Source organism: Achromobacter sp. ACM03, from assembly GCF_014851665.1.
Taxonomy (GTDB): domain Bacteria; phylum Pseudomonadota; class Gammaproteobacteria; order Burkholderiales; family Burkholderiaceae_B; genus Achromobacter; species Achromobacter aegrifaciens.
The window spans coordinates 203,484-230,354 of sequence record NZ_JACVAD010000007.1 but is presented as its reverse complement, the minus strand read 5'-3'; the positions used below and the strand labels follow the sequence as shown (position 1 = coordinate 230,354).

General features: G+C 68.5%; 29 protein-coding genes. 15 read left to right on the top strand and 14 right to left on the bottom strand.

The annotated features are described in order from the left end of the window. Positions 1-9 precede the first annotated feature (9 nt). The 10 genes from IB257_RS26450 to ccmI are packed head-to-tail and all read left to right on the top strand — an operon-like array spanning position 10 to position 7,680. Positions 10-648 (top strand): cytochrome c3 family protein, encoded by a 639-nt coding sequence (locus IB257_RS26450; RefSeq protein ID WP_054459208.1) that lies wholly within the window; start codon positions 10-12, stop codon positions 646-648. Beyond that, the gene (gene ccmA / locus IB257_RS26445) at positions 635-1,309 is read left to right on the top strand and encodes a heme ABC exporter ATP-binding protein CcmA (RefSeq protein WP_192353246.1); all 675 of its coding nucleotides are present in this window, start codon (positions 635-637) and stop codon (positions 1,307-1,309) included. Before IB257_RS26450 ends, ccmA begins: the two co-directional genes overlap by 14 nt. Further along, complete coding sequence (ccmB, locus tag IB257_RS26440) at positions 1,275-1,940, top strand: heme exporter protein CcmB (RefSeq protein ID WP_013393089.1); 666 nt, start codon at positions 1,275-1,277, stop codon at positions 1,938-1,940. Before ccmA ends, ccmB begins: the two co-directional genes overlap by 35 nt. 7 nt (positions 1,941-1,947) lie before the next feature. Then, positions 1,948-2,736 carry a heme ABC transporter permease CcmC gene (gene ccmC, locus IB257_RS26435; RefSeq protein WP_118933960.1) on the top strand — a complete coding sequence of 263 codons (789 nt, stop codon included), beginning with the start codon at positions 1,948-1,950 and terminating at the stop codon, positions 2,734-2,736. After that, complete coding sequence (gene ccmD / locus IB257_RS26430) at positions 2,733-2,900, top strand: heme exporter protein CcmD (protein WP_054459202.1); 168 nt, start codon at positions 2,733-2,735, stop codon at positions 2,898-2,900. Before ccmC ends, ccmD begins: the two co-directional genes overlap by 4 nt. After that, entirely contained in the window at positions 2,897-3,352 is a 456-nt protein-coding gene (gene ccmE / locus IB257_RS26425) for a cytochrome c maturation protein CcmE (RefSeq protein ID WP_054459201.1), read from the top strand. The genes ccmD and ccmE overlap by 4 nt, the downstream gene beginning before the upstream one ends. Then, positions 3,349-5,355, top strand: a complete 2,007-nt coding sequence (locus tag IB257_RS26420) for a heme lyase CcmF/NrfE family subunit (RefSeq protein WP_192493060.1) — start codon at positions 3,349-3,351, stop codon at positions 5,353-5,355. Before ccmE ends, IB257_RS26420 begins: the two co-directional genes overlap by 4 nt. Further along, positions 5,355-5,876 (top strand): DsbE family thiol:disulfide interchange protein, encoded by a 522-nt coding sequence (locus IB257_RS26415; RefSeq protein ID WP_054459197.1) that lies wholly within the window; start codon positions 5,355-5,357, stop codon positions 5,874-5,876. The genes IB257_RS26420 and IB257_RS26415 overlap by 1 nt, the downstream gene beginning before the upstream one ends. Further along, a complete protein-coding gene (locus tag IB257_RS26410; RefSeq protein WP_082401352.1) occupies positions 5,873-6,367 on the top strand; it encodes a cytochrome c-type biogenesis protein in 495 nt (164 codons plus the stop codon). The genes IB257_RS26415 and IB257_RS26410 overlap by 4 nt, the downstream gene beginning before the upstream one ends. Continuing rightward, positions 6,364-7,680: a c-type cytochrome biogenesis protein CcmI gene (ccmI, locus tag IB257_RS26405; RefSeq protein WP_192493059.1), complete on the top strand. Its 1,317-nt coding sequence runs from the start codon at positions 6,364-6,366 to the stop codon at positions 7,678-7,680. The genes IB257_RS26410 and ccmI overlap by 4 nt, the downstream gene beginning before the upstream one ends. Before the next feature lie 27 nt (positions 7,681-7,707). Here ccmI and IB257_RS26400 read toward each other — a convergent pair whose 3' ends face one another. From IB257_RS26400 to IB257_RS26385, 4 genes are all read right to left on the bottom strand, one after another. Beyond that, the gene (locus tag IB257_RS26400; protein ID WP_192493058.1) at positions 7,708-10,908 is read right to left on the bottom strand and encodes a tetrathionate reductase subunit A; all 3,201 of its coding nucleotides are present in this window, start codon (positions 10,906-10,908) and stop codon (positions 7,708-7,710) included. A gap of 61 nt (positions 10,909-10,969) precedes the next feature. Beyond that, positions 10,970-12,004, bottom strand: coding sequence for an NrfD/PsrC family molybdoenzyme membrane anchor subunit (nrfD, locus tag IB257_RS26395; protein WP_192353242.1), 1,035 nt, complete (start codon positions 12,002-12,004; stop codon positions 10,970-10,972). 19 nt (positions 12,005-12,023) lie between these two features. After that, the gene (gene dsrO, locus IB257_RS26390) at positions 12,024-12,794 is read right to left on the bottom strand and encodes a sulfate reduction electron transfer complex DsrMKJOP subunit DsrO (protein ID WP_192493057.1); all 771 of its coding nucleotides are present in this window, start codon (positions 12,792-12,794) and stop codon (positions 12,024-12,026) included. Between the two features lie 127 nt (positions 12,795-12,921). Next, positions 12,922-13,452 (bottom strand): DNA-deoxyinosine glycosylase, encoded by a 531-nt coding sequence (locus IB257_RS26385; RefSeq protein WP_192493056.1) that lies wholly within the window; start codon positions 13,450-13,452, stop codon positions 12,922-12,924. Between the two features lie 168 nt (positions 13,453-13,620). On the opposite strand from IB257_RS26385, the gene IB257_RS26380 reads away from it, so the two are divergent. Beyond that, complete coding sequence (locus IB257_RS26380; RefSeq protein WP_119451825.1) at positions 13,621-14,484, top strand: pirin family protein; 864 nt, start codon at positions 13,621-13,623, stop codon at positions 14,482-14,484. A 47-nt stretch (positions 14,485-14,531) separates the two neighbouring features. On the opposite strand, the gene IB257_RS26375 is transcribed toward IB257_RS26380, so the two are convergent. Then, on the bottom strand, positions 14,532-14,990 hold the full coding sequence (locus IB257_RS26375; RefSeq protein ID WP_166738438.1) for a hypothetical protein: 459 nt from the start codon (positions 14,988-14,990) through the stop codon (positions 14,532-14,534). Further along, positions 14,980-15,447, bottom strand: coding sequence for a MarR family winged helix-turn-helix transcriptional regulator (locus IB257_RS26370; protein WP_054459184.1), 468 nt, complete (start codon positions 15,445-15,447; stop codon positions 14,980-14,982). Before IB257_RS26370 ends, IB257_RS26375 begins: the two co-directional genes overlap by 11 nt. Positions 15,448-15,663: 216 nt before the next feature. On the opposite strand from IB257_RS26370, the gene IB257_RS26365 reads away from it, so the two are divergent. After that, positions 15,664-16,692, top strand: coding sequence for an AraC family transcriptional regulator (locus IB257_RS26365; protein WP_125473128.1), 1,029 nt, complete (start codon positions 15,664-15,666; stop codon positions 16,690-16,692). Positions 16,693-16,704: 12 nt separating this feature from the next. On the opposite strand, the gene IB257_RS26360 is transcribed toward IB257_RS26365, so the two are convergent. The 8 genes from IB257_RS26360 to IB257_RS26325 form a co-directional block, all read right to left on the bottom strand. Further along, positions 16,705-17,220 carry a hypothetical protein gene (locus tag IB257_RS26360; RefSeq protein WP_192493055.1) on the bottom strand — a complete coding sequence of 172 codons (516 nt, stop codon included), beginning with the start codon at positions 17,218-17,220 and terminating at the stop codon, positions 16,705-16,707. A 335-nt stretch (positions 17,221-17,555) separates the two neighbouring features. Next, positions 17,556-17,873 carry a hypothetical protein gene (locus tag IB257_RS26355; protein ID WP_125473130.1) on the bottom strand — a complete coding sequence of 106 codons (318 nt, stop codon included), beginning with the start codon at positions 17,871-17,873 and terminating at the stop codon, positions 17,556-17,558. A gap of 92 nt (positions 17,874-17,965) precedes the next feature. Then, the gene (locus IB257_RS26350; protein WP_175182189.1) at positions 17,966-18,862 is read right to left on the bottom strand and encodes a transporter; all 897 of its coding nucleotides are present in this window, start codon (positions 18,860-18,862) and stop codon (positions 17,966-17,968) included. Continuing rightward, on the bottom strand, positions 18,859-20,469 hold the full coding sequence (locus tag IB257_RS26345) for an NAD(P)/FAD-dependent oxidoreductase (protein WP_192354096.1): 1,611 nt from the start codon (positions 20,467-20,469) through the stop codon (positions 18,859-18,861). The genes IB257_RS26350 and IB257_RS26345 overlap by 4 nt, the downstream gene beginning before the upstream one ends. Before the next feature lie 66 nt (positions 20,470-20,535). After that, a complete protein-coding gene (locus IB257_RS26340; RefSeq protein WP_054459173.1) occupies positions 20,536-21,063 on the bottom strand; it encodes a flavin reductase family protein in 528 nt (175 codons plus the stop codon). Then, positions 21,060-22,301 (bottom strand): styrene monooxygenase/indole monooxygenase family protein, encoded by a 1,242-nt coding sequence (locus IB257_RS26335; RefSeq protein ID WP_192493054.1) that lies wholly within the window; start codon positions 22,299-22,301, stop codon positions 21,060-21,062. Before IB257_RS26335 ends, IB257_RS26340 begins: the two co-directional genes overlap by 4 nt. Positions 22,302-22,321: 20 nt before the next feature. Further along, positions 22,322-23,110, bottom strand: a complete 789-nt coding sequence (locus tag IB257_RS26330; RefSeq protein WP_054459169.1) for an SDR family oxidoreductase — start codon at positions 23,108-23,110, stop codon at positions 22,322-22,324. 179 nt (positions 23,111-23,289) lie between these two features. Continuing rightward, a complete protein-coding gene (locus IB257_RS26325) occupies positions 23,290-24,210 on the bottom strand; it encodes a LysR family transcriptional regulator (RefSeq protein ID WP_192493053.1) in 921 nt (306 codons plus the stop codon). Between the two features lie 125 nt (positions 24,211-24,335). Here IB257_RS26325 and IB257_RS26320 point away from each other — a divergent pair, with 125 nt between their 5' ends. From IB257_RS26320 to IB257_RS26310, 3 genes are read left to right on the top strand one after another with little or no spacing between them, the layout of a single operon-like run. Beyond that, entirely contained in the window at positions 24,336-25,244 is a 909-nt protein-coding gene (locus IB257_RS26320) for an NAD(P)-dependent oxidoreductase (RefSeq protein ID WP_192354093.1), read from the top strand. 42 nt (positions 25,245-25,286) lie between these two features. Next, positions 25,287-26,252, top strand: a complete 966-nt coding sequence (locus IB257_RS26315) for a tripartite tricarboxylate transporter substrate binding protein (protein WP_192493052.1) — start codon at positions 25,287-25,289, stop codon at positions 26,250-26,252. A 36-nt stretch (positions 26,253-26,288) separates the two neighbouring features. Further along, on the top strand, positions 26,289-26,870 hold the full coding sequence (locus IB257_RS26310; RefSeq protein ID WP_054459160.1) for an amino acid synthesis family protein: 582 nt from the start codon (positions 26,289-26,291) through the stop codon (positions 26,868-26,870). Position 26,871 lies beyond the last annotated feature (1 nt).

Below are 26,871 nucleotides of genomic sequence, written 5' to 3'. Positions count from 1 at the left end.
GAGGCAGCCATGCTCGGACTCATCAAGCGCTACTGGAACATCATCCGACGGCCCAGCGTGCATTTCAGCCTGGGCTTCCTGACGGTCGGCGGTTTCATCGGCGGCATCCTGTTCTGGGGCGCCTTCAACACCGCCATGGAACTCACCAACACCGAGAAGTTCTGCACCGGCTGCCACGAAATGCGCGACAACGTGTACGCCGAGCTGAAAGGCACCATCCACTTCACCAACCGCTCCGGCGTGCGCGCGCTGTGCTCGGACTGCCACGTGCCGCACAACTGGACCGACAAGATCGCGCGCAAGATGCAGGCGTCCAAGGAAGTCTGGGGCAAGATCTTCGGCACCATCGACACGCGCGAAAAGTTCGTTGAAAAGCGCCTGGAGCTGGCCCAGCACGAATGGGCGCGCTTCAAGGCCAACGATTCGCTGGAATGCCGCAACTGCCACAATTACGAGTACATGGACTTCACGCGCCAGAGTCCGCGCGCGCAGAACATGCACTCCACCTATCTGGCGGACAAGAGCAAGACCTGCATCGATTGCCACAAGGGCATCGCCCACAAACTGCCGAACATGGGACCGGGCCCGACCTCCATGGCGCCCGAGCCCACGGGCCCGGGCAAGGAAGTGGCGCATGCGGCCCGCTGATGCGCCGCCGCCCATGCTTTGCGCGCGCGGCCTGACCAGCCGCCGCGGCTATTCCGCGCCCATGGATTTCGAGCTGCATGGCGGCCAACTGCTGCATGTGCGCGGCGCCAACGGCAGCGGCAAGACCAGTCTTCTGCGCATGCTCGCGGGCTTGCTGCGGCCGCTGGCCGGCAGCGTGCTGTGGCGCGGCGGCGACGCACGCCACGACCCCGCCGGCTACCGTGCCTGCATGGCCTACCTGGGGCATGGCAACGGCCTGTGCGGCGAACTGAGCGCCGCCGAGAACCTGCGTTACGCCCTGCACGTCGCCGGCACACCGCAGGCAGAAACTCGTTTATCGGACACCTTGCGCGCATGGCGCCTGGAATCCTGCGCCGACATGCCCGCCCTGCGCCTGTCCCAGGGACAGGGCCGGCGGCTGGCGCTGGCGGCGGTCGTGCTCGGCGCCAAGCCCCTGTGGCTGCTGGATGAACCCGACGCCGGGCTGGACACGGCCAGCCTGGAGCAATTGCGCCTGGCGCTGGAAGCCCACCTCGCGGCTGGCGGCGCCGCCGTGCTCGCCTCGCACCGCGAACCTGGCACCGCCGCCGCGCATACTCAAACCCTGGACATGGATGACTACGCGGATGCTGGCTACGCTGTCGCAGTTGGCATTGCGTGAAATCCGCCTGGCCTGGAGACGGCCCGCGGACACGCTGGGCGCCACCCTGTTTTTCATCGTGGCCGGCACGCTGTTCCCCCTGGCGGTCGGTCCCGACCCCGCGCTGCTGCTGGCCATCGGGCCGGGCGTGCTGTGGGTCTGCGCCCTGCTCGGCATCCTGCTGACGCTGAACCGGCCTTTCGCCCAGGACTACGACAACGGCGCGCTGGAACAGCTGCTGGTGTCGCCGCATCCGCTGCCGCTGCTGGTGGGCGCCAAACTGGCGGCGCACTGGTTCAGCAGCTGCCTGCCCCTGATCCTGGCCAGCCCGGTGCTGGCCCTGCAATTCGGCCTGTCGCCGCAGGCCATCGGCATCCTGGTCCTGTCGCTGCTGCTGGGCACGCCGACGCTGGCGCTGGTCGGCGGGTTGGGCGCGGCGCTGACGCTGGGCCTGCGCGGCGGCGCCCTGCTGCCGCTGCTGGTGCTGCCGCTGTATGTGCCGGTGCTGATCTTCGGCGCTGGCGCGGTGTCGGCCTCGCACGCCGGCATGGGCGCCGGACCGCAACTGTCATTGCTGGGCGCATGCCTGTGCCTGGCCATCCTGTTATGCCCCTGGAGCGCCTCGGCGGCGCTGCGCGTGGCGCTGGACTGAGGACGCCATGCACAAGCATCCTGCCCTGAATGCGTATCCGCCCGCCGCGGCAGCCGGCGCGGGCTGGCTGCGCTACGCCTCGCCCGCTGCCTTCTATCCGCTGGCCGGCCGCATGATTCCGTGGCTGGCGCTGGGCGCCGCGCTGTTCGCGGCCGCAGGCCTGTATGTGGGGCTGGCCGTCGCCCCCACCGACAGCCAGCAGGGCGAGGTCTACCGCATCCTCTTCATCCATGTCGGGGCGGCCTGGATGTCGATGTTCCTGTATCTGGTCATGGCGCTGTACGCCGCGCTGGGACTGATCTTCAATACCCGCCTGTCGTTCATGATGATGCGGGCGCTGGCTCCCACCGGCGCGCTGTTCACCTTCCTGACCCTGTGGACCGGCGCGCTGTGGGGCAAGCCGACCTGGGGCGCCTGGTGGGTATGGGACGCGCGGCTCACCTCCGAACTGATACTGCTGTTCCTGTACCTGGGTTTCATGGCCTTGCAGGCAGCCGCTGCCGACGACGCGCAGCGCGCCGACCGCGGCGGCGCCATCCTGGTGCTGGCGGGCGTGATCAACGTGCCCATCATCTATTTTTCGGTGCGCTGGTGGAGCACGCTGCATCAGGGCGCATCGATCAATCTCACCACCGCGCCCAGCATGGCCCATATCATGGTGACCGCGATGCTGCTGATGGTGGCGGCGTTCTGGCTCTATAGCGCAGCGGCCGCGCTGGCGCGCGTGCGCGGCATCATTGCCGAGCGCGAGCCGGGTGCGGTCCGTGCGGACCGGACGCGGCGGGAGGCGGCATGAGCTGGCAAGCGCTGTTCTCGCTGCAAGGCCACAGCCCCTATCTGCTGGGCGCGTACGGCGTGACGCTGGCGCTGATCGGCCTGGAAGCGTTGGTGTTATGGCGCCGTAGCCGCGCCCGGCGCGCGGCGCAGAATACCGCCCGCGCTGACGGGACGGCGCGATGAGCCCGCGCAAGCGCCGCGCGCTGGCCATCCTGGGCGGCCTGGGCCTTCTGGCCGCGGCCGCCGCGCTGGTGCTCAATGCCCTGCAATCCAACCTGGTGTTTTTCTTCAGCCCCACGCAGGTGGTGGCCAAGGAAGCGCCCGCCAGCGGCAGCTTCCGCGTCGGCGGCCTGGTGGAGCAAGGGTCGCTGCGCCGCGAGGCCGACGGGCTGACGCTGCGCTTCGTGGTGACGGACACCGCGCACACCGTGCCGGTGACCTACCAGGGACTGCTGCCCGACCTGTTCCGCGAGGGTAAGGGCGTGGTGGTGGCCGGCAAGCTGGGGCCGGACGGCGTGTTCCGCGCCACCGAGGTGCTGGCCAAGCACGACGAGAACTACATGCCGCCCGAGGCCGCCGATGCGCTCAAGCGCGCGGGCGCCGGGCCCAACGCCATGCGCGCGGAGGCGCAATGATTCCCGAGATCGGCCTGTTCAGCCTGATCCTGGCGCTGCTGGTGGCGCTGGCGCAAGGCGTGCTGCCGCTGGTGGGCGCAGCCACCGGCTGGCAGGCGGGGCTGAGGGTGGCGCGGCCCGCCGCCATCGGCCAGTTCGGCCTGACCACCGTGGCCATAGGCTGCCTGGCCTGGGCGTTCGTGGACAACGATTTTTCCGTGCTGTACGTGGCCGCGAATTCGCATGCGGACCTGCCCGCCGCCTACCGCTTCGCGGCGGTGTGGGGCGGACATGAAGGATCGCTGCTGTTGTGGCTGTACCTCCTGACGGCCTGGACCCTGGCCGTCGCGCTGTGCAGCCGCCGCCTGCCCCTGCCCTTCGTCGGCCGTGTGCTGGCGGTGATGGGCTGGATCAGCGTGGGCTTTCTGCTGTTCCTGCTGTTCCTGTCCAACCCCTTCGAGCGCCTAATGCCGCCCGCCATGGCCGGACGCGACCTGAATCCGCTGTTGCAGGATCCGGGAATGATCGTGCATCCGCCCATGCTGTACATGGGTTACGTCGGCTTCTCCGTGGCCTTCGCCTTCGCCATCGCGGCGCTGCTGTCGGGCGAACTGGACGCCATGTGGGCGCGCTGGGTGCGCCCCTGGACGCTGGCGGCCTGGACCTTCCTGACCATAGGCATACTCCTGGGCAGCGCCTGGGCCTATTACGTGTTGGGCTGGGGCGGATGGTGGTTCTGGGATCCCGTGGAAAATGCCTCCTTCATGCCCTGGCTGGCGGGCACCGCGCTGATCCATTCCCTCATCGTGACCGAAAGGCGCGGCGCTTTCCGCAGCTGGACCGTGCTGCTGGCGATCTGCACGTTTTCGCTCAGCATCCTGGGGACGTTCCTGGTGCGCTCGGGCGTGCTGACCTCCGTCCATGCCTTCGCCGTGGATCCCGGACGCGGCCTGTACATACTGGGATTCATGCTGGTGATCGTGGGTGGATCGCTGGCGCTGTATGCCTGGCGCGCACCCACGGTAGGCCTGGGCGGCGGATTCTCGCTGCTGTCGCGCGAATCCCTGCTGCTGTCCAACAATGTGGTGCTGACGGTGGCGGCGGGCTCGGTGCTGCTGGGCACGCTATATCCGGTCGTGCTGGACGTGCTGGAGTGGGGCAAGATCTCCATCGGTCCGCCCTATTTCGAAGCCGTGTTCGTGCCGCTGATGACGCCGGCCATTTTCCTGATGGGCGTCGGTCCGGTGGCGCGCTGGAAGCAGGCAGAGCTGCCCGACCTGGGCCGCCGCCTGCGCGTGGCCTTCGCAGTCAGCGTCGCGACCGCGGTGCTGCTGCCGCTGGCCATGCCGGGCCCGGCGCGGCTGGGGTCGCCCATGGTGATGCTGGGGCTGTGGCTGGCCGCCTGGTCGGTCACCAGCGCCGCGGCGCACGCCTGGCAGCGGCTGACGGACGGCGACGGCCAATGGCTGCGCCGGCTGGGCCGCCAGCCGCGTTCCTGGTACGGCATGCTGCTGGCGCACGCGGGTGTAGGCATCTTCATTGCCGGGGTCACCCTGGCCAACGGCTATGAAGTCAAGCAGGAGCTGCGGATGGAGCTCGGCTCCACCCAGGAAGCGGGCGGCTACGCGTTCACCTTCGCCAGCATTGCCCCGGCTGCCGGGCCGAACTACAGCGCGCAGCGCGCCGTATTCCCGGTGACCCGGGACGGCAAGCCGGTGCTGACGCTGTATCCGGAAAAGCGCCTTTACACGGTGCAGGACATGGCGCTGAGCCAGGCCGACATCGACAGCGGCTTCACCCGCGACCTGTTCGTGGCGCTGGGCGAACCGGTGGGCGACAAGGCCTGGACGGTGCGCCTGCAGGTCAAGCCCTTCATGACCTGGATCTGGACGGGCTGCATCCTGATGGCGCTGGGTGGTCTGCTGGCGGCCGGCGACAAGCGCTACCGCCGCGCGCAGGAACCTGCGCGCGCGCCACAGCCGGCCATGCCCGCCGCCGCGCGACCCACGCGGGAGGGAGCCTGATGCTGCGTTACCTGGTGCCGCTGGCCGCCTTCCTGGCCATGGCCGTGTTCCTGGCGATGGGCCTGTCGCGCGATCCGCGGGCGGTTCCCTCGGCCATGATCGACAAGCCCGCCCCCGCCATCGGCCTGCCCGTCCTGCTGGATCCCGGCAAAAAGCTGGAGGTGCAATCGCTGCGCGGCCAGGTCTGGCTGCTGAATGTGTGGGCCTCCTGGTGCGGGCCATGCAAGGACGAACTGCCGGTGCTGCGCGAAGCCGCCCGGCGCCACGGCATTCCGCTGTACGGCTTGAACTACAAGGACAAGCCGGAAGAAGCCGAAGCCTGGCTGGCGCGCAACGGCAATCCCTACATCGCATCCGCCAGCGACATCGACGGCCGCGTCGGCATCGAATATGGCGTGTACGGCGTGCCCGAGACCTTCGTGATCGACCGCGACGGCCGCATCCGCTACAAGCAGCTGGGCCTGATCACGCCCGAGATCTGGCGCGACCGCATCCAGCCCGCCATCGAGGCGCTGCGATGAAGCGGCCCGCTGCCCTGTCTTGCAGCCTGTTGCGGGCCGCCCTGCGCGCCCTGCTGCTGGCGCTGGCCTTGGCCGCCGCCGCGCGCGCGCAAGTCCACGCTGGCGCCGCGCAGCCCTTGCCGCCTGTCCTGGAACAACGCGCCGACAAGCTGGCCCATGGACTGCGCTGCCTGGTGTGCCAGAACCAGACCCTGGCCGAGTCGAACGCGCCATTGGCCCAGGACATGCGCAAGCTGATCCGCGATCAATTGGCGGATGGCCGCAGCGACGCGCAGATCATGCAGTTCTTCGAAGACCGCTATGGCGACTTCGTGCGCTACGACCCGCCCTTCAAACCCATCACCTGGCTGCTGTGGCTGGGACCCTTCGCCCTGCTGGCGCTGGGCTTCGTGGTGCTGGTACGCACCTTGAAGCGCCGCGCCGGCGCGCGCGCGCCCCTGACCGCCGACGAACGCGCGCGCGCGGCGCGCTTCCTGGATACCGGCTCATGACCACACTCTGGATCATCGTGGTGCTCCTGCTGCTGGCGACCCTGCTCTGCCTGGTCCCGCCCTTGCTGCGGCGCGCGCCCGCCGCGCAACCCGAATCCGAGGCCAATGTGCGCGCGTTCTATCTGGCGCAGCGCGAGGAGTTGCGCCGCGACATGGACAACGGCAGCCTCACTGCCGCTGCGGGCATGCGTGCGGAAGAAGAGCTGCAGCGCGACCTGCTGCAGGATCTGGACTTGCGGCGCGGGCGCAGCGCGCCGTGGGCCGGGCAGCGCGCGGGCATCACCGCCGCCTGCCTGCTGACTGTGCTGATCCCGGTGGCGGCCGTGCTGCTGTATGGCCAATTGGGCAACCCGCGAGCGGCAGCCAGCGCCAGCGCGGGCCAGCCCGCCGAACCCCACGCGGCCGATACCGGCACCGACATGACGCTGGCCATCAATACGCTGGCCCAGCGGCTGCGGACCGCGCCCGATGACGCCGACGGCTGGTACATGCTGGCGCGTTCGTATGAAACCCTGGGACGCTATGTCGATGCAGTGGCGGCCTACCAGCAGGTGCTGCGCCTGGTCCCGGGCCAGCCCGCGGTACTGGCCGACCTGGCCGACGCGCTGCTGTCGGCCAACCAGGGCAACCCCGACGAAGCCTCCATCGCGGCAGTGGCGCAAGCCCTCGCCGCACAACCGGACCAGCCCAAGGCCCTGGCCCTGGCCGGCATGATGGCGTTGCGCCGCGGCGACGCCGCCGAGGCGCTGGCGCATTGGGAACGGTTGCAGGCCCAGTTGCCGCCGGACTCGGAAGCCGCGCGGCAGATCCAGTCCAACATCGCGCAGGCGCGCGCCATGGCGGCCGCGCCTGCCAGTACAACTGCCGGCGCATCGACCGCGGCATCCGCGGCTTCGCCCCCCGGATCCGCCCCTGTCTCGGCATCGGCTCCTGCGTCCGCCGGCGCAGCGCCCGCACCCGCAGCCACCGCCGCCCGCATCAGCGGACGCGCCAGCATCGCCGACGCGCTGCGCGGGCGGGTCCAGCCCTCCGACACCGTGTTCATCCTTGCGCGTCCCGAGGAAGGGTCGCGCATGCCGCTGGCAATCCTGCGCATGCAGGTCTCGGACCTGCCGCGGGATTTCGTGCTGGACGACAGCAGCGCCATGTCGCCGGACGCGACCTTGTCGCGCGCCAGCAAGGTGCGGGTGGAGATCCGCGTCAGCAAGTCCGGCACCGCCGCCGCGCGGCCGGGCGACCTGGGCGGCGCGCTATCCGGCGTCGGCATCCATGCGGATGGACTGGCGCTGATGGCCGATACCGTCGTGCCCTGAGGCGCACGATACCGGCCGCCTGCGTCCTCAGACCCGCTCGATCCGCGCCGGCAGCCCCTGGCGCACCGCCGCGCCGGACACCCAATCGATCCAGACGTTGGCATGCTCGCCGCGCGTGGCGTCGCCGAATCCCAGGTCGTTCAGGTTCACGCCCGCGGCCAGCGCCGGATCGTGCGCCATGGGCTTGCCATCCACCACGTGCGCGCGGGCGCCCAACTCAGTGTGGCCGTAGCCGTGCTCGATCCCCACCGCGCCCGGCTGGATGCCGTCGCGCAGCAGCGCCAGCCCGGTCACCGCGCCGCCCGGCGTCACGATGCGCACCGCATCGCCGTTACGGATGCCCAGGCGTTCGCCGTCCTGCCGGTTGATCGATACCGGGTTGTGCGGATGCACCTGGCGCAACCGGTTCACGCCGATGGACATGGAGCTCATCAGGTTGGACTTGAACGAGCTGAGCAGGAAGGGCCAGTCCTGCCGCGTGTATTGCGCGCGCATGTCGCTGCCGTCGGCCAGCCGCGTCGGGTACCAGGTCGGACAGCCGCTGTAGCGCTCGCCCGTCATGGAATGGCGAAAGCCCGCCAGCTCCTCGCTCCAGACCTGCAGCGGCTTGGCATAGGCCATGCGCGTCTGCCGCGTTCCGCCCTCTTCCACCCAGGCATCCTGCACTTTGTCGAAGCGCCCGCCACGGCTCATCACCATGGCTACCTGACGCCATTCGCCCGGTTTGAGCTTCTGCTGCAATAGCGCGCCATAGCGGTCCACGCCGGTGAGCGCCATGTCGTCGTCGCTGGCCTCGGGCACGGGCTTGCCGGCCGCGAAGGCAATGTTGGCGATGCCGCGCAGGAAGAAGTCCTCCGGCGTGTCCAGCGCGTACTTGGCGCCGTCCTTGTCGGAGATGGCGCCCGCGCCGAAGCCCGGCATGCCCAGCCGCTTGGCGCAGGCGATCAGGAAGGTTTCCAGGCAGACCGGCTCGTCCGTGGCGGTACGCGCCACGCGCGGCTGCACGGCCGGCCAGCGCACGGTGGACGCCTTGGCCACCACGTCCGCCCAGGGCGCGGAGACGCCCCAGCTTTCGTAGGTCACCGTATCCGGCACGATGTAGTCGGCCAGCGCGTTGGTCTCGTTGATGAAGGGGTTGATCGATACCGACAGCGGCAAGAGGCGCGGATCTTTCATCTTGTCGATGATGACGCTCTTCAGGCCGGCGATCCCGTAGATCGGGTTGCTCATGTGGTTGAACCAGACCTTGGCATGGTACGGATAGCCCGCCAGCGCGGACGCCAGCATTTCCGAGCTGAGCCCGCCGGTGGCCGGATACCAGGGCGCCGCGGCCGGATAGGCCGATTGGCCGGCGGCCTTTTTGCGCTTGAACTCGCTGGACTTCTCGTACGGGAAGCGGTTGCGCGACAGGCCCACGCCCTTGGGCGTGGCGCGGTTGGCAAAGCCGGCGATGTTGTAGCGCGGCCCCTGCCCATAGGGCGGGAACGGACCCGCGTCCAGCACCAGGCCGCCTTCCACGTTGAGGTTGCCCACCAGCGTGTTCAGCATGGCGATGGCATAGGCCGTATAGAAGCCCGAGCCGCTCATGGTGCCTCCGTGCGCATCGGCCACGGCGCGCTTGCCGTAGCTGGTGAAACGCTCGGCCAGCGACGCGATCTTGGCGGCCGGCACGCCGCTCAGTTCCGCGTATTCGTCCAGCGTCTTGCGGCGCGCTTCCTCGCGCAGCAGCGACAGCGAACTGCGCACGCGCAGCGCTTCTGGCGCGCCATCCATGCCGGGCGCGGCGACCGCGTCGTCCACGAACAGCGTGGCGGGCGCGGCCGCGGTGTGCGGCGCCAGCGTGCCGTCTTCCAGGCGCACGACGTACACGTCTTCCCACTTCTCGCCGGCATCGGCCGGACGCGGCCAGCCCAGGTCGGCGCCGCGCAGGAAACTGCCCAGGCGGGGATGGCCGGGTTCCGCCACCACCAGATGGGTGGCGTTGGTCCAGGCCGCCTCGCCCGCGGCCTTCATGGCCGCAGGGCCGGGCTGCGCCAGCGCGCGGGCATCGTAACGTTCGTTGTCCAGGATCCAGCGGATCAGGCCCATGGCCAGACCCAGGTCGCCGGCCGGATTGACCGGCACCCATTCATTGCCCGATCCCGCCGACAGGCTGGACGAGGCAGGCAGCATCGGCGACACGACCACGTACGTAAAGCCAGTCTCTTCCGGCCGCACGCGGGCCTCGGCCAACTGGCGGGCCTGGCGCTGGAACGGGTTGCCGGCCTGCGCCGGCGCCGCGCCGATGAACAGGCCGAAGCGCGCGTTGTCCCAATCCGGCTTGCCGTGGGGCATGCCCTTCAGATCGCCCAGCGCCGCCCCCGCGCCCACGCGGAAGCTCTGGCCGCAATAGGAACCGTGGTTGCTGAAATTCACCGTGCCGAACGATTGCCCGGCAAAGCGCTGGATCAGCGGCGTACGGCCTTCGTTGGACGCGTCGGTGAACAGGAACTGGTTGACCTTGGCGCCATACTCGGGATTCTGCGGATCCAGCGGCGTTTCGCGGTCAAAGATGGCGCGCAGGCCGTCCACCTGGCCTTCGCCAAACAGATCGCCGCCTTCGCAGACTTCCTGAACCAGCTGTTCGAACGAGATGGTCTGCCACTTGCCCTCGCCGCGCTTGCCCACGCGCTTGAGCGGCTGCAGCACGCGGAACGGGCTGTTCATCTGCTCCAGCATGGCCGAACCGCGCGCGCAGGACGTGGCGCGTCCTTCCAGGCCGTTGTCGCCGCCCAGTTGCGCATAGACCTCGCGCACCGGCGCTTCCATCGCGGCCGGCCGGGTCGTGGCCAGCGGATGGTAGGGGTTGCCGGCCACGCGCAGGATGCGGTTTTCCTTCGTGTCCACGCGCAGGCGTACGCCGCACTGGGTCCAGCAGCCCAGACAGCTGGAGGGGCTGACCGTCTGGCCGGGCTGGGCGCTGAGCACGCCGGTCAAGGGATCGATGCGGAATTCCGGCGTCAGCGAGTTGCCGCGCACGGCATGCGCCGTGGGCACGCCGGCCGTGCCTTGCGCCAGGCCCTTCACGGCCCGGACCACGGTCTCGCCGTAGCCCGCCGCGAACGCCGCCATGCCGCCGGCGACCACGCCGCCGCGCACCATCAGCTTGCGCCGCGCCTCGTCGCGCGGCTGATTGGCGGCCTCGTCCGGCGGGGCGTCGCGCTTGTCGTCTTCGTGTTGCTTGTCCATTGCTTTCATTCCATGTTCTTTCGTCTAGGGCCTGTGCACACACAGGCCCGGGCGGCGGCGCTCAGGCCGCCACGCCCCGCGTGCGCGCCGGAAACAGTTCCAGGGCGTAGGTCACGGCGGCGATCAGCGCCACGCACAGGCCCAGCACGCCCACCATGCCCAGCAAGCCATCGCTGCCCCAGGGCATGTCGTACAGGTAGAGGCCGGCGCCGTACTTCGGCACGCCCTGCACGCTCATGAAGACCACCCAGCGGAAGATCCAAGCAGCCGCCAACATGGTCAATGCCAGCGCCGCTGAAGGCAGCGGCGCGGCCAGCGTGCGCGCCGGGCGCTGCAACAGCGCGATCATGCAGAAGCCGGTCGCCACCGCGCCCGCCAGGCTGACGCGCCAGATCGGGAACTCGGCGAACAGGCGCAGCGCGGCGTCGAACGAAGGGTCCATGCCCAAGAGGCCCAGCAGCGCCCAGGCGCCGGCGCCCAGCGCCATCATCACCACCGCCGTCACGCTCAGGCTGCGCAACAGTTCCACCGGCATGGCCTGCGTGCCGCCCCGCAGCCAGCGGCCCACCAGGAACATGGCTCCCAGCGCGCCCAGCCAGGCGGTCAGCGCAAAGTTCACCGGCAGGAACACCGTGTGCCACAGCGGCCGCGAACGCAGCACCATGACCTCGGCGCCGGTATAGACCAGGATCGACAGCGCCGACACTGCCAGCGCCATGCCCAGCGCGCGCACCCAGCCGATGCGGCCCCACCACCAGGCGGCGCAGAACAGCAGCGCCAAGGTCACGAACACCGGCAGCAGCAAGGCGCCCAGCCACATCCAGGACCAGGGCGTGAAATGCGCGTAGAAGTGCCAGAAGCGGCCCGGCTGGTGCAGGTCCGCCAACAGCGACACGGGTGCGGCGATGGCGCTGACCAGCAGCACCGTCACGGCCGCGGGCAGCAACCGGCGGGCGGGCGAACCCGCGCTGCCAAAGGCCGCGAAAGCGGCGGTCAGCGCAGTGGTGGCGCTGATGCCGATGAGGAAGAAGTACTGCACGGCCCACGGCAGCCAGGCGGCGTCGTAGACCGGGGTCAACAATTCAGAGATCTGCATGGTCATCCCCTTCGATGGCTCAATGACCGCCAGCCAGCCGCACGCCGGCCTGGCCGTCGACCTGGTGGACGAACGCATCGGGCAGGCCGATGTAATAGACGTGGGGATCGGTCTTCATTTCGGGCTTGAGCACCTTGATGTCCTGCTTGTGCTCGACCAGCAGCTTGGAAATGGCGCTATCGGGATCATTCATGTCGCCGATGACGCGCGCGCCGCCCACGCAGCTCTCCACGCAGGCCGGCAGCAGCCCGGCTTCCAGACGGTGCTCGCAGAACGTGCATTTGTCGGCGGTCTGCGTTTCGTGGTTGATGAAGCGGGCGTCGTAGGGACAGGCCTGCACGCAATAGGCGCAGCCCACGCAGCGCTCGTTATCGACCAGCACAATGCCGTCTTCACGCTGGAAGGTGGCCTGCACCGGACAGACGGGCACGCAAGGCGGGTTGTCGCAATGGTTGCAGAGGCGCGGCAGCATCACCATGGAGGCGGGGCCGCCGGCGTCGGGCAGGACTTCGTATTGCAGGACGGTGGTGCGGAACTGCCCGATGGGAGGCAGGTTCTCCATGGAGCAGCTGACCGTACAGGACTGGCAACCGATGCACTTGCGCATGTCGACCACCATTCCGTAGCGCTTGCCCGGCATGCCCGGACGGCGCGGCGGCTGGCCGTTGATGCCGGTGGCCTCGGCGCGGATGGGAATAACGGTGGCCGCGGCCCCCAACCCCAATAAGCCCTTCAGGAAGCCACGTTTACCCGGGAGTGGCGGTTCCGGGGGGCTGGCGGAGGTACTCATAGTGCTTCTCCAAGCGTTAATTCTGTTACGGGAATTAACTTATCACTTGGAGTTATATAGGGACTTGATAAGGATCAAACCGGGGACGGATAAGCGTTAACCCGGAGCCGGTCCGCAACCCAATCCGTCAATCCTCGACCTTGAGCGCCCGGCCCCAGGCGGCCAGCTTGTGCTCGAACGAGGCCGCCGCATGCGCCGGGCTGGTCGACGGCAAATCCATGTATTCCAATGGGACGGCCAGTCCGGGCAGCACGTGGCGGCGGTACATCGCCGCGGCCTTGGCGCCGTTGAAGCAGACCCGGACGATGCCAGGGTGGCGTTCAAGGAAGGTGGCGAAGTCATTGGCGACCAGGGTGTCGCCACGGATATCGGCGTCCAGGCTGCCGGGACGTTCACAGGCCTGCAGCACGTCCCACAAGGCGATGCCGGCAGCCTGCAGGGCCAGCAGGCGCTGTGCATAGTCCAGGCCGGGATCGAAGCCGAAGACGCTGGCCGCGATGGGCCAGAAGGCGTTGCGCGGATGGGCGTAATAGCGGCCCTGCCTGAGCGATGCCACGCCGGGCATCGAACCCAGCACCAGCACGCGCGCGCCAGCCCCCGCCACCGGGGCGAAGCCCTGGACCTGATCGTTATTGCCGCCCGCCTGGGCCGTATTCATACCGTCTTCCATGCCCGAAGGATACGCCAGCGGCAAATTCCGGCCCCACTGTCCGATCCATGGAACAGTGCTTATCAATGCCAGGGACTACCGCCGAAGAGGTGGCGCCCTTATCTTATTAATCATGACGGACGGCCCCGCTGGGGCCGCGCAACAGGAAATACGACCATGAAGAAGATCCTCGGATTGCATGCCAGCCCCCGTCCCCACTGGGTGGGCGACGGCTTCCCGGTGCGCTCCATGTTCTCCTACAACGACAAAGGCAAGAACACCAGCCCGTTCCTGCTGCTGGACTACGCCGGCCCGGCGCAGTTCGAGCCGGCCGAACATCCGCGTGGCGTCGGGCAGCATCCGCACCGCGGCTTTGAAACCGTGACCATCGTCTACAGCGGCGAAGTCGAGCACCGCGATTCCACCGGCAACGGCGGCGTCATCGGTCCCGGCGACGTGCAATGGATGACGGCGGCCTCGGGCATCCTGCATGAGGAATTCCATTCCCACGCCTTCACCCGCAAGGGCGGCGAGCTGGAAATGGTGCAGCTCTGGGTCAACCTGCCCGCCAAGGACAAGATGGCGCCGGCCGGCTACCAGGGCATCCTCGACGCGGACATCCCGACGGTGGACCTGCCGGACGGCGCGGGCAAGCTGCGCGTGATCGCGGGCAACTATGCGGGCCACGCGGGGCCGGCGCGCACCTTCACGCCGATGGACGTGTGGGACGTGAGGCTGGCCGCCGGCAAGTCGGCGACCTTCCCCGTCGCCGAAGGCCGCAACAGCATGCTGGTCGTTCTGCGCGGCACGGTGCTGGTCAACGGGGAAACCGTGGCGCGTGATGCGCAGCTGGCGCTGTTCTCCCTGGAGGGCGAGGACATCACCGTCGAAGCCAACAACGACGCGGTGTTCCTGGTGTTGAGCGGCGAGCCCATCGACGAGCCGGTGGTCGGCTACGGCCCCTTCGTGATGAACACGCAGGCGGAAATCGTCGAAGCGATCCAGGACTTCAACGCCGGACGCTACGGCAAGATGCACTGAGGCAACAGGGCCGGCTGGCCTCTCGTCCCGCGCAGCGGGGCGGGACGCTAGGACCGGCCCTGTTCTTGCGCGCCCCGCCGCAAGCGGCCCAGCCTGAGGCCGTCGCGGATGTTCAGTCCGATCAGCGCCAGGTTGGCCGCGCCTGCCGCCAGCTCCAAGACCTGCACCCCGTAGAACACCCCGTCCAGCAAGCCCGCCTGCGCGCGCAGCGCCAGGAACACCGCCGCGGGAACCAGAATCAGCAAACCATTGGCCGCGATGAAGGGCATGCGTCTACGCTTGGCCAACAGCAGCGGATGCCTGCCCTTGCCGCCCATCAGGAAACCGCTGGCGGCGGTCAGCATCATGACGGGCACGAAACCCAACAGCGCATAAGCGATGGCAAGCTTGACCTGGGCCACCGCGGATGCGGCCAGGAACAGTTCGGACGCCACTGTCGAGATCCAAAACGCCGCCAGAAACAGCAGCGTCAACAGGGCGGCAGCGGCATGGATTCTATGTTTCATGATCTTGCTCCGGTGGCGCGGGAACGTGCGCGGCCAGCAGGCCCGCCAGCACCCTCCCCGCCGTTTCCAGTTCAGCGGCGCTGAAGCCGCCGGCCAGTTGGCGCGCGCGCTCCTTCCAGCGCGCGTCGATGGCGCCATAGACGCGCCGCCCCCCATCGGTCAGCTGGTACAGCGGCGAGCGTTTGTGCTGCGGATTGGGGCGGACCTCCACCAGTTGCGCCTCGGACAGCAGGTTCAGCTGCTTCTGCGCGCCCTGGCGCGTCACGCCCATCGCGGCGGCGACCTGCGGCGCGCTCAGAGGCTGTCCCGCCAGCGCCAGGGCGCCCAGCATCTGCCAGCGGGCGCTCGTCAGCGCCTCGGGCGCGACGAAGGCGTCGCCCCAGTCAAGCAGCGCGCCGTTCAACTGGAACAAGGTCAGGATCACCCCGGTGAGCCGTTCTTCCTTGGTTGGATTCATTTCTGGCCTCCTGTGCATTGCCTAATTGACAACCAGTTTCCAATATTGGAAACCGGTTGTCAATATACGCGTGCAAGAGGTTTTCTGCGCATGTCGGATAGCCGACGCCAAAATCGGATAGGTCCGGCCTCCTCTGGACGGGTTTTCCACCAGTCCGCCCTGTCCGGCGCAGCTTTACTATCAAAGCCTTCAAGGCCCCGGCAGTGGAGTTTCCCCATGCTCGACACGATGCAGTCCGCCACCAGCACGACTTGGCCGCCGGCCGCGCCGCGGATCGAGTCGGTCCTGGGCCTGCCGGCGCAGCAATTGTTCGCCTCCGGCGATCTGGACGAAGCCCGTTCCATGGTCGGCCGCGTGATGCGTCCGCACCACCTGGGCGTGGTCGGCGCGCTGCAGCGCCTGGACGCCCGCATGCACCACCAGCCGCTGGGCGAGGTCTCTCTGAATCGCCTGCGCTATGGTGCCAACGTCGAAATCCGTCCCGGTCCGCTCGAGGACTTCTTCCTGGTGCAGATGCCGTTGTCGGGCTGCGCCCGCATCAGCAGCGGCCCGCAGCAAGTGGATTCGACGCCCGAGGTCGCGTCGGTCGTCAGCCCGGACGACGACCTGGCCATGCGCTGGGCCGACGACAACGACCAGTTCATGCTGCGCGTGGGCCGCTCGCTGCTGGAACGCACCCTGATGGGCCATCTGGGCTGTGCGCTGGATCGGCCGCTACGCTTCCAGTTGGGGTTCCGCTGGCGCGAATGCCCGGCCTGGCGCTGCCTGATGAGCTATCTGCTGGACTGCTCCACCCAGCACGCGAACCTGGCCGAACACAAACTCATCGTGCATCAGATGGAACAGCTGGTCGCCGCCACCTTGCTGGCGGCCCAGCCCCACAACTACACCGGCGCCCTGCCCGGCCGGCGTGGCGCGGTGCTGCCGCGCCACGTGCGCAGCGTGCAGGACTATTTGCAGGCGCATGCGCACGAACCGGTCACGGCCGAGCAGCTGGCGCGCATCGCCGGCGTCAGCGTGCGCAGCCTGTACGCGGGATTCAAGGAATTCCTGGGCGTGAGCCCCATGCATTACCTGCGCGACCTGCGCATGGAACGCGCGCATGCGGAACTGATCTCGGGCGAGACCCGCAACATCGCCGGGGTGGCGCTGCGCTGGGGCTTCGCGCACATGGGGCGCTTCAGCGCCGGATATAAGGAACGCTACGGCGTGAGTCCCAGCCAGAGTTTGCGGCGACGCGGGTGAGGCGGCGGCGCTTCAGGGTCGGGCTGGCGCAGCCGGCTTGGCCTTGGCAGAGGAGTCCTGCGCCATGACCTCCCGCGCGATTTGATTGATCCTGGGAGCGGCCTTCATGGCGCCGTCCTTGTGCTGTGTCAGGAATTGACGCGCGTAGTACCGCTCGAGCTCGCAGGGGTTCGGATTCTTGCCCGTAAAGCCCACGGAAGCCTCTATCAACTTGCCGGCATGCGCCTGCTCGGCCAAGACGCGCTTGCGCATGGCCTGGATTTTTTCCGCCGCGTCCTTGCGCCCTTCCTGGGAATTCAAGCGCTGGGCGAGCCTGGCGCGCAGCGCGGCCGGGTCTGTCGGCGCGCGGGCCAGGTCCATGCCCAGGCTCGCTTGGGCCAGGGCCATGGCCACCATCCCCTGGACCTCCGGCCCGTCTGCCGGGTACAGCTTGCAGGCGGCAATGAAACCCATGTGCGCGACCGCCTTGTCGCCCAGCCACTCCTGGCCGCCGTCGCTACCCATTGGAAAGCCCAAGGAGTTACGCATTGGCTCCTGCACTTCAAAGCTGCTGCTCGTGTTCTGTGCCACGGCAAGTCCGCCGCACAAGCAAAGCGCCAGCGCCGAAACTGTTCTTTTCATCGTTTTCCCCGTAAGCGCTCGCCGGCGCGGATATCTCCACGCGGGATGCTATTCCACCGTCAGCCGGAATGGTGAGCGAGGCGCGAAACTCCCCGTGGGAGCGGGCCTGCAGTTGCATCCCAACAACGCCTGCATTGCTCCGCGAGCGCGAGGACTCCCTCGACAAGGCCCAGCTTGTTCGGTTTGCCGTCCAAGGACTTCAGGGGCAAGGCAAGCAGCCACCGCGCCGAATGGCCCGTCGCCTAGTGCTGTTCGACCCATGGCGCCGCCGCCTCGGCCCGGTTCCAGAGACGCCAACCATGCCGGTAGGCGTGCTGCAAATAGGGTCCACGCAGGATTCGAGGCTCACTGTCCGTGGCCTGTTCCGTGCCGAGCAAGTGCAGAACCTGGGTCCAGTCCGCCAGCCCGCACCGGGCGCCGCGCAATGCCGCATCCGCAAGCCGTCCAGCCTCCTCGACCGATTCCGCCCGCACCAGGAAACAGGTATCCGCGCCATCCGGACCGCCAGTGTACGGGTCCTCGGATTCGTTGCCCCAGCGTATCGCTTCGTACAGATTCATGTCCCTGCCCCGTCCCATCGACAGCGCAACGATACCAGCAGGACAGCCCCGCAGAGACGGACAGCCAGGGCCTTCCAGTGCAGCCGCCAGACCTAGAACGGTATCCCCAACTTCACATACAGCTGCGCGCCCTCGGGCCGGTTCTTGACCTTGAAGTCCTGCTGCCATTTGGCCGTAAACAGCCAGCCCTTTTCATTCATGTACCGCACCGAGGGACCGAAGCCGAAAGCCCGGGCGCGGCCGGCGGCGCTGTTCGGGCCGCTGTCGTCGGTGACTTGCTGGAAGGCGTAGCCGCCCACCCCCAGCACCCAGCCCTTGCCCACGCCCCAGCCCAGCGCGTAGTCGGCGTGCAGGGCCTGGCCTGAACGCGTATCGGTGGCGGAATTGGTGAAGTTGAAGTCGTACATGACTTTCAGGTCGGCGTTGAAGCCGTCCGGGCTGATGCGGCTCAGGGCGAACACCGGCTGCGCGGTCCAGTAGTTCTTGCCCAGGCTGGACGGGTCCTTGCGGTCGTATTCGCCGGTGGGCGCGTACATGTCCAACCCCACCACGTAGTGCAGGCTTTCGGACGGGTGATAGCCCAGCGCCACGCCCAGCGTCATGTCGCCCAGGCCGGTGCTGCGGTTGCGTTGCCCAGCAGCCTTGGCGGTCACGTCCAGCAGCGGCGCGATGGCGTGGAAGGCCAGCTGGCCGCCCATGACCTGCTGCTGCGTGACCCAGATCAGGCGCGGCGCCAGCACATTGACGTCCACCTTGAAGCCAGGCACCGGCACGCGTTCGCCGTCGTTGCCGCGCAGCGTGTCGTAGCGCGCCCCGCCGGCATAGACCAGCATGTGCACGCCGGGCGGAGGCAGCGCGCCCGACATGAAGTTCTCCAGTCCGTCCGGATAGATGCCCAGGCCGCCGCCCTCCGTGGCCTGGGCTCCCGTGCCAGCCAGCGCCAATGCCAAGGCGCCAGCAAGCCGCCGGATTTTCAGGTGTCCGTTCATGTTCCCCTCCTGCCTATTTGTTGTGCGACGAGATAGCCGGAACCGCCCCCAAGGCCGGGGCCCGGGTGGGTGGCGGCGCCGATGTGAAAGAGATTGCGCAGCGGCGTGCGGTGGCCGCGCGCACCCTGGCTTCCGGCGAAGGGCCGCAGCCAGAAGAACTGGTCGGGCGAACACACGCCCGAATAGGGGTCGCCGCCCACCAGGTTGCGGTTCAGGCCTTCCAGGTCCGCCGGCGAGTACGCCCGCCGGCCGACGATGCGCCGCGCCAGGCCCGGCATGACCCGTTCCATGCGCGCCTGCACCCGGTCGGCCATTGCCTCGCGCACGGCCTCGTTCCAGCGGCCGTCGGCAGGCGCCGCGATCTCGCCCGCGGCATCGCCCTTGATCCGCGCCGGCAGTTCCTGCATCTGCACCCACAGGATCCAGCCGCCCGGCGGCGCGCGCGTCGGGTCGACCGCGACGGGCTGGCCGATGGCCAGCGTGGGGCGCGCGGGCAGCAGGCCGTTGTTGGCCTCGGTCACCGAAGCGCAGACCTGTTCCATGCTCTCGGTCAGATGCACCAGCGGCACGTGGCGCAATTCCGGCGTCAGCCAATCCGGCGGCGCATTCAGCGCGAAATGGATCTGCATGCCGCCGCGGCCGTAGCGATAGCCAGCGGCGCGTTCGCGCACGGCGGGCGGCGCATCGGGCAGCAACTGGCCGTACAACTGGCCGGGCGTCACATTGCAGACCACCGCTACTGTCGCGCGATATTCGCGTCCGCCCGCCAGCACGCCCACCGCGCGGCGCCGCTTGCCCTGGCCGCTTGTGATGATGCGTTCGACCTCGGCGCCGGTCTGCAGGCGGCCGCCGTATCGTTCGATGACGGCGGCCAGCGCGTCCACCACGCCGCTGCCGCCGCCCTTGACCACCGGCATGCCGCCGGCCACGACCGCGGCAAAGGTCAGCTTGCCGATCAGCGCGGAACAGGCGTCGTCCGGACCCAGGCCGGTGTGCAGTACCCAGGGCGCGATCAATGCACGCGCGGCATCAGACTGCAACGCGCGTTCGGACCAGCGGCGAAAGCTCTCCATCGAGTCGGCGGCAAAGGCGGCCAGGCCGTCCATGCCGCGCTTGCGCCATTCGCCGAATAGCAGCTTGAGCATGCCCGCGCCGTAGGGATTCTGGCCCAGCAGGCCGAAGGTCAGCGCCGCGTCCTCGCCGAACAGGCGCTGCGCCATGGCGCCGAAGGCTGCGCCATCGCCGGGCGCCCAGGCATCCAGCCGCCGCGCGCTGTCCGCCACATCCTGCTTCAAGGCCAGGCCCGAGCCGTCGGGCAGCACCAGCCCGGTGGCGTACTCGCCCTGCATGAATTCCAGTCCGGCTTCCTGCAACGCGGGTTTGAGCGCCGCATAGGCGGGACTGCCGACAAACAGCGGATACCAGCAGGACAGCACGTCGTGGCGGTAGCCGGGAAACAGCTCCTCGGTGCGGATGCAGCCACCCAGCCTGTCGTTGCGTTCCAGCACCAGCACGGACTTCCCGCGCTGCGCCAGCAAGGCCGCGCAGACCAGCGAATTCATGCCGCTGCCGACGATGATGACCTGCGCCTCTGACTCCAGGGGCATGATGCGCTCCGATGGGAAAACAGGCCGCCCGGGCCCGTGGACATTGAAAGGAATCGCGTGCGAGCCCTATGCGGCGCTCAACGCAGTGAAGCGCCCTGCATGGAACACCAACGGCGTGGCCGTCACGCTGGCCACGCGCAGCACCCGGCCGAACAGCAGCAGGTGATCGCCCGCGGGGCTTTGCTGGTCGTTGGCGCAGACCAGGGTGGCCACCGCCCCTTCGATGGCGGGCACGCCTTCCGGCACGTCGTGCACGGGCGCTCCCGCGAACTTGTCCGGAACAGAAGAACTGGCAAAACGCAGCGCCAACTCTTCCTGGCCGCAGGCCAGCACGCTGATGGTGAAGTGGCTGCAATCGCGGAACGCCGCCAGGTTGGGCGAATGGTTCACCAGGCTCCACAACACCAGCGGCGGGTCCAGCGACAGCGAGGCGAAGGAGTTGATGGTGAGCCCGACCCGGCGGCCGTCCGGACAGCGCGTGGCGACGATGGCCACACCGGTCGGATAGCTGCCTAACACGCCGCGCAGGACCTTGGGATGCAGATCGGTGCAGCCCCAGTCCAGGGGCAGGCCCGCTGCGCAATCGGGCTTCATGCCGCCGCCCGCGCCGGCTGCGCCGCGATGAAAGCCTCGCAGGCCGTGGCGTCGCCCCACCAGGGGTACAGCGACGGCGGATGGTTGAAGCCGTTGGCGATGGTGCTGGCGATCGCCGGCGTGAGGTCCGCGGCCTGCAGCAATTTGAGCAGGTGCGGCGCCGGCGGCAGCAGCATGGAGTTGGTCCATTCCACCACCGCGCCTGCGTAGTCCCAGAAGCGTTCGAAGGTGCGCTGCATCCATTCGGCCGTGAACGTAGCGTCGCCATGCGCCAGAATGGCGTCCAGGTACACGGCGCAGGCCTTGGTGGCGTTGTTCGAGCCCTGCCCCGTGATAGGGTCGTTGGTCACCACCGCATCGCCCAGGCCGAACACCAGCCGGCCCGACGGCAGGGTCAGCACCGGCTTGCGCACCGTGGGCGCGAAGCTACCGGCCAGGATGCCGTTGGCGTCGGTCAGCTCCACCGCGCTGCAGCGCTCGGCCTCCCAGGGCAGATAGCTGTGCAGGATATGCAGGCTTTGCGCCAGATGCTCCTGCGGCGACTTGATGTCGCGCCAGCAATCCATCGGCCCGCCAGGCACGCCCTCGAACACCATGATCTCGCAGGGACCGCTGATGGTCAGCGCCGGGAACACGAAGTACTCGCCCACGCCCGGAATCAGGTTGAAGGCGACGCGAGAATGATCCGGCGCCGGGCGCATGCCGTGCACATAGGTCAGCGCCAGCGCGCGCTGCGGCCGGTCGAAGCGCGAGCGCAGCGCGTCGCGCTCGAACAGCTTGACCACCTCGCCCTTGCCCGCGGCCAGCAGCACCAGGTCATGCGAGGCGGCCAGCAGTTCAAGTTCGGCCACGCCGCCGTCCTGGATCAACAGCCGGCCGCCGCGTGCCGCGAACAGCTCCATCCAGGCCGGCATCTTGATGCGCTGGTCCACCGCCTGCGCGGGCTGGTCCAGGCGCGCCACCCAATCGATCAGCTTGTGGCCGGGCCGCTCCGGATGCGGGATCGCCAGGCCGATGCCGTCGACGGTGGGGCATTCCGCCTCCCACTGGTTCAGGCCCAGGTCACGCTCGACCTGCAGCGAAGCATCGAACATGCACTGGCTGGACATCACTTTGCCGCGGCGGATGTCGTCCGGTTCGCGGTTGGTGACGACGGTCACCTCATAACCTTTTTCCAGCAGTCCCAACGCCAGGGGCAGGCCGGCCTGCCCTCCACCCACGATCGCGATTCGACGCATGTTTGTTCTCCTTTGTTTGGCTAGGCGGCCAGGCGCGGAATCGCGGGCTTGGCCTGTTCGGGACCCATGGCGGAATAGCCGCCGTCCACCGCGTAGTCGGCGCCGGTGACGAAGCTGGCATGGTCTGAGAGCAGGAAGGCGACCACCTCGGCCACTTCGGCCGGATCGCCGGCGCGGCCCAGCAGGTGGTAGTCCGCGGCCACCCGGTCGGTCTTGGCGCGGTCGCCCTGCGTCAGCTCGTCCATCACGCGCGACCAGGTCCAGCCTGGCGACACGGAGTTGACGCGGATGCCGTCGGCGGCATAGTCCATCGCCATGTTGCGGGTGACTTGCAGCAGCGCCGCCTTGGACACCGGATAGAGCCAGCGCCCGGTCTGCGCGACGCGCGACGAAATGCTGGTGAAATTGACGATGGCCCCGCCGCCAGCGGCCAGCAGATGGGGATGGACCGCGCGCGCGGCCATCACGGCGCTGACCACGTTCACGTCGAGCGCGCGCAGCCAATCGGCGCGGCCCGATGCGGCGCCGTCGTCCAGATAGGTCGCGGCCAGGTTGACCAGGAAATCGATGCGGCCAAAATGCGCCGCGGCGTCGGCCACGCCGCGCTCCAGTTGCGCGTCGTCGGCAATGTCCACCGGCCAGAAGCGCGTGCCGGCCGGATCGGCCGCGGCCACGCGTTCGCCGCCGGCCGCGTCGATATCGAACAGTGCCACACGCATGCCGTAGGCGCGCAGCGTGGCGACCACGCCCGCGCCGATCAGCGTGGCGCCGCCGGTCACGATGGCCACTTTATTGTCCAGACCCTTCATCGCATCACCTCGCCGTTGGCTGATTGAGTGAGGCGAATACTGGCGTGGCGCGCCTGGCCCGCGTTAGCCGGATCCGGCCGACGCTATCCGCAAACTGCGCTTATTCGAGGCAAGCTTGCGCCAGGTCCAACAGGCGTGTCCGGAAAATGCGCCGGCTGTCCGTTCCCTGCGGATGCCGGCTACGCCGCTGGCCGAACGCGGCCCGTCTTGCGCGAGGTCCGCGCGTGCTCCTTGATCAGGCGCACGAAGCGCTGCACCTGGCGGCTGGGGCGCTCGAAGCGCGAACGCACCAGGCTCAGCGACAGCGGGATGGACTCGCGTAGCGGCCGCGTCACCACGCCGGGCCAACCCTGCTGCCCGACCGAGAACTCGTCGACGATGGCCACGCCCGCGCCGACCCGGACCAGGGCGCAGGCCAGCTCGGCGCGCACGATTTCCACGGCCGGATTCCAGCTGACGCCAGCGCGCTGGAAGGCCGCTGCCACCAACTGCCCGAACGGGATGTTGCGGTTGTAGAGGATCAGCCGGCACTCGGCCAGCTCGGCCAGGCTGACTGCCCGCCTTGCGGCCAGCGGATGGCCTTGCGGCAGGATGCAGACCATCTCGCCCGTGGCCAGCGGCTCCACGACCAGATTGGGATGGTCTATCGGCAGCACCGACACGGCCAGTTCCGCCTTGCGTCCCAACAGCTCATGCGCCATGTCGGACAGCAGCGTGGTGTGGAACTTGAGCCTGACGTCGGGATAGAGCTCCATGTACTGCGCGATCACCGGCGGCACGAAGTTCAGCGCCAGGCTGGGGCTGGAACACAGGGTCAACGCGCCCTCCGGCCGCTCGGCCAGGTCGCGCGCCAGTTCGTCGATGCGCAGGGCCTCGTCGAACAGCGGTCCCACTTCCTGGAACAGGCGCTGCGCTTCAGGGGTGGGCGTGAGCTTGCCCTTGTCGCGCTCGAACAGCTGCAGGCCCAGGCTTTGCTCGGTATGGGCGATGAGACGGCTGACCGCGGGCTGCGACACGAACAGCAGCTTGGCCGCGCCATTCATGGAACCGGTCAGCATCACCGCCCGGAACGCTTCCATCTGCCTGAGTTTGAATCGCATGGCTGACCCGATAATCGTTTGTTATAACCCCTGGCCAACTTAGCATAAGCGCTGAAATGGCGCTTTCATTAGCATCCCAGATGGCTCCTGGCGCGCTTTCCAGGACGATTCGATAAAGGGAATGCATGACTCTCACAGTAGGATTCGTGGGCCTGGGCATGATGGGTCTGCCCATGCTGGAAAACCTCGCCCGCGGCGAGGAGCGCTACAACATCCTGGCGTATGACCGCGACCCCGCGCGCCTGGAGCGCCTGGCGGACCACCCCGCCTGGAACCAGACGCTCAAGCCGGCCGCCGGCCTATCGGCGCTGGCCGCCTGCGACGTGGTCATCACCATGCTGCCCGACAGCGCCATCACCAACGCGGTGATCGAAGGCGAGCACGGGCTGGCGGGCGTGATGCGCCCAGGCTCCGTGCTGCTGGACATGGGCTCGTCCAACCCGGCCGAAACGCTGCGGCTGGCGCCGCTGTTGCGCGCGGCGGGCGTGACGCTCATCGACGCGCCGGTGTCGGGCGCGGTGGCCAAGGCGGCCGCTGGCACGCTGGCCATCATGGTGGGCGCCGATGCCGACGGCCTGGCGCGGGTGCGTCCCCTGCTCTCGCGCATGGGCGCGTCCCTCATCCACACCGGCGCCGTGGGCTCCGCCCATGCGATGAAGGCGCTGAACAACTACGTCTACGCGGCCGGCCTGCTGGCGGCCAGCGAAGCGCTCTTGATCGCGCAGCGCATGGACCTGGACCTGGAAGTGTTCACCGATGTGCTCAACGCCTCCAGCGGCCGCAACGTCGCCACCGAAACCAAGCTGCGCCAGTTCATCGTGCCCGGCACCTACAACGGCGGCTTTGCCCTGGCGCTGATGGCCAAGGACCTGCGCACCGCCGATGCGCTGCAGGCCCTGGCCGGCGTTCCGGCCTCGCAGCTGTCGCTGTGCACGGCGCTATGGCAGCGCGCGCTTGCAGACATGCCGGCCGGCGTGGACAACACCGAGATCCACCGCTATCTGCAGCGCCTGGAAACCCCGGCTCCCGCCTGAAGCGCCGGACGCCAACGATAACGAGATCCACAGGAGACAAGCATGAAACGATCCGCCGCCGCGCTTGCGCTGGCGCTGGTGCTGGGCGCGCCGCTCGCGCCCGCCGGCGCCGCGGGCTACCCCGACCATCCCATCCGCATGGTCGTACCCTTCCCGCCAGGCAGCATCACCGACGTGGTGGCCCGCAGCCTGGGCAAAGCCATGGCCGACGATCTTGGCCAGCCGGTAGTGGTGGAAAACAAGCCCGGCGCCAACGGCATCATCGGCACCCATGACGTGGCCCGCGCCAAGCCCGACGGCTACACCCTGGTGGTGGTGGGCGTGTCCACGGCGGCCAGCGGCGTGAGCCTGTTCAAGGACCTGCCCTACAACCCCGCCACCGACCTCGCGCCCATCGGCGCCGTCGCCGAAACGCCCTATCTGCTGGTGGGTTCGCCGCGCATGCCGGGCAGCAAGGTATCCGATCTGTTTGCCTATGGCGCCCAGCATCCCGGCAAGCTGACCTACGCCTACGGCTCGGGCAGCGCGCAGGTGTTCGGCGCCAAGCTGGCGTCCATGGGCAAGATCAACGTTACGCCGGTGCCCTACCGCGGCGGTCCGCAGGCGCTCACCGACGTCATCGGCGGCACCGTCGACCTCACCTTCACCGATCTGGCCAATGGCCTGCAGCAGGCGCGCGCCGGCAAGGTCAAGACCTACGGGGTCAGCACTCCCGAACGCTTTCCGCTGGCGCCGGACATCCCCACGCTCAATGAAACCGGCGCCGCCGGCTTCGATCTGACCGTGTGGTTCGGCTTGATGGGTCCGGCCGGCCTGCCCGCGCCCGTGGTGGAACGCCTGTCGCAATCGCTGGGCAAGGCCCTGGCCGACGGCGAACTCAAGCAGACCTATGAGCGCCAGGGCCTGACCGTCAAGCAGCAGACCCCGGCCGAATTCGGCGGCTTCGTACGCGCCGAGATCGACAAATGGGCGGCCATCGTCAAGGAAACCGGCATCCCGCCGCAATAGAACCTCCTCTTTCAACTGCTACCAGGAATTCCCCGCATGTCGCTGATCGATATCCGCAAACGCTGCCTCATCCTCGAGACCACCTACCACGAGAACGGCCCGGCGCCCGAGAGGCCACTCAAGCTGGCGGCGTCCTGCGCCGTCATCCGAAATCCCTACGCTGGCCGCTACGAGCCGGATCTGATGCCCTTCATGGCCGAACTGCGCAGCCTGGGCACGCTGCTGGCGACCGAGCTGGTCGAGACGCTGGGCGGCAAGGACCAGATCGAGGTCTACAGCAAGGCCGCCATCGTCGGCCTGGACGGTGAAATGGAGCACGGCGCGGTCTGGCACGAGGCCGGCGGCTGGGCCATGCGCAGCGTGCTGGGCGAACCCCGCGCCATGGTGCCCGCCGTCAAGGCCGTGGCCGTAGCCGGCTACCGCATGATGGTGCCGGTGCACTACATCCACGCTTCGTATGTGCGCAGCCACTTCAACAGCATCGAGATCGGCATCCAGGATGCGCCGCGCGCCAACGAGATCCTGTTCGCCCTGGTCATGGGCACGGGCGGCCGGGTGCATTCGCGGCTGGGCGGGCTGACCAAGGAAGCCGTGTCCGTGCATGACGGACAGCGGTAGG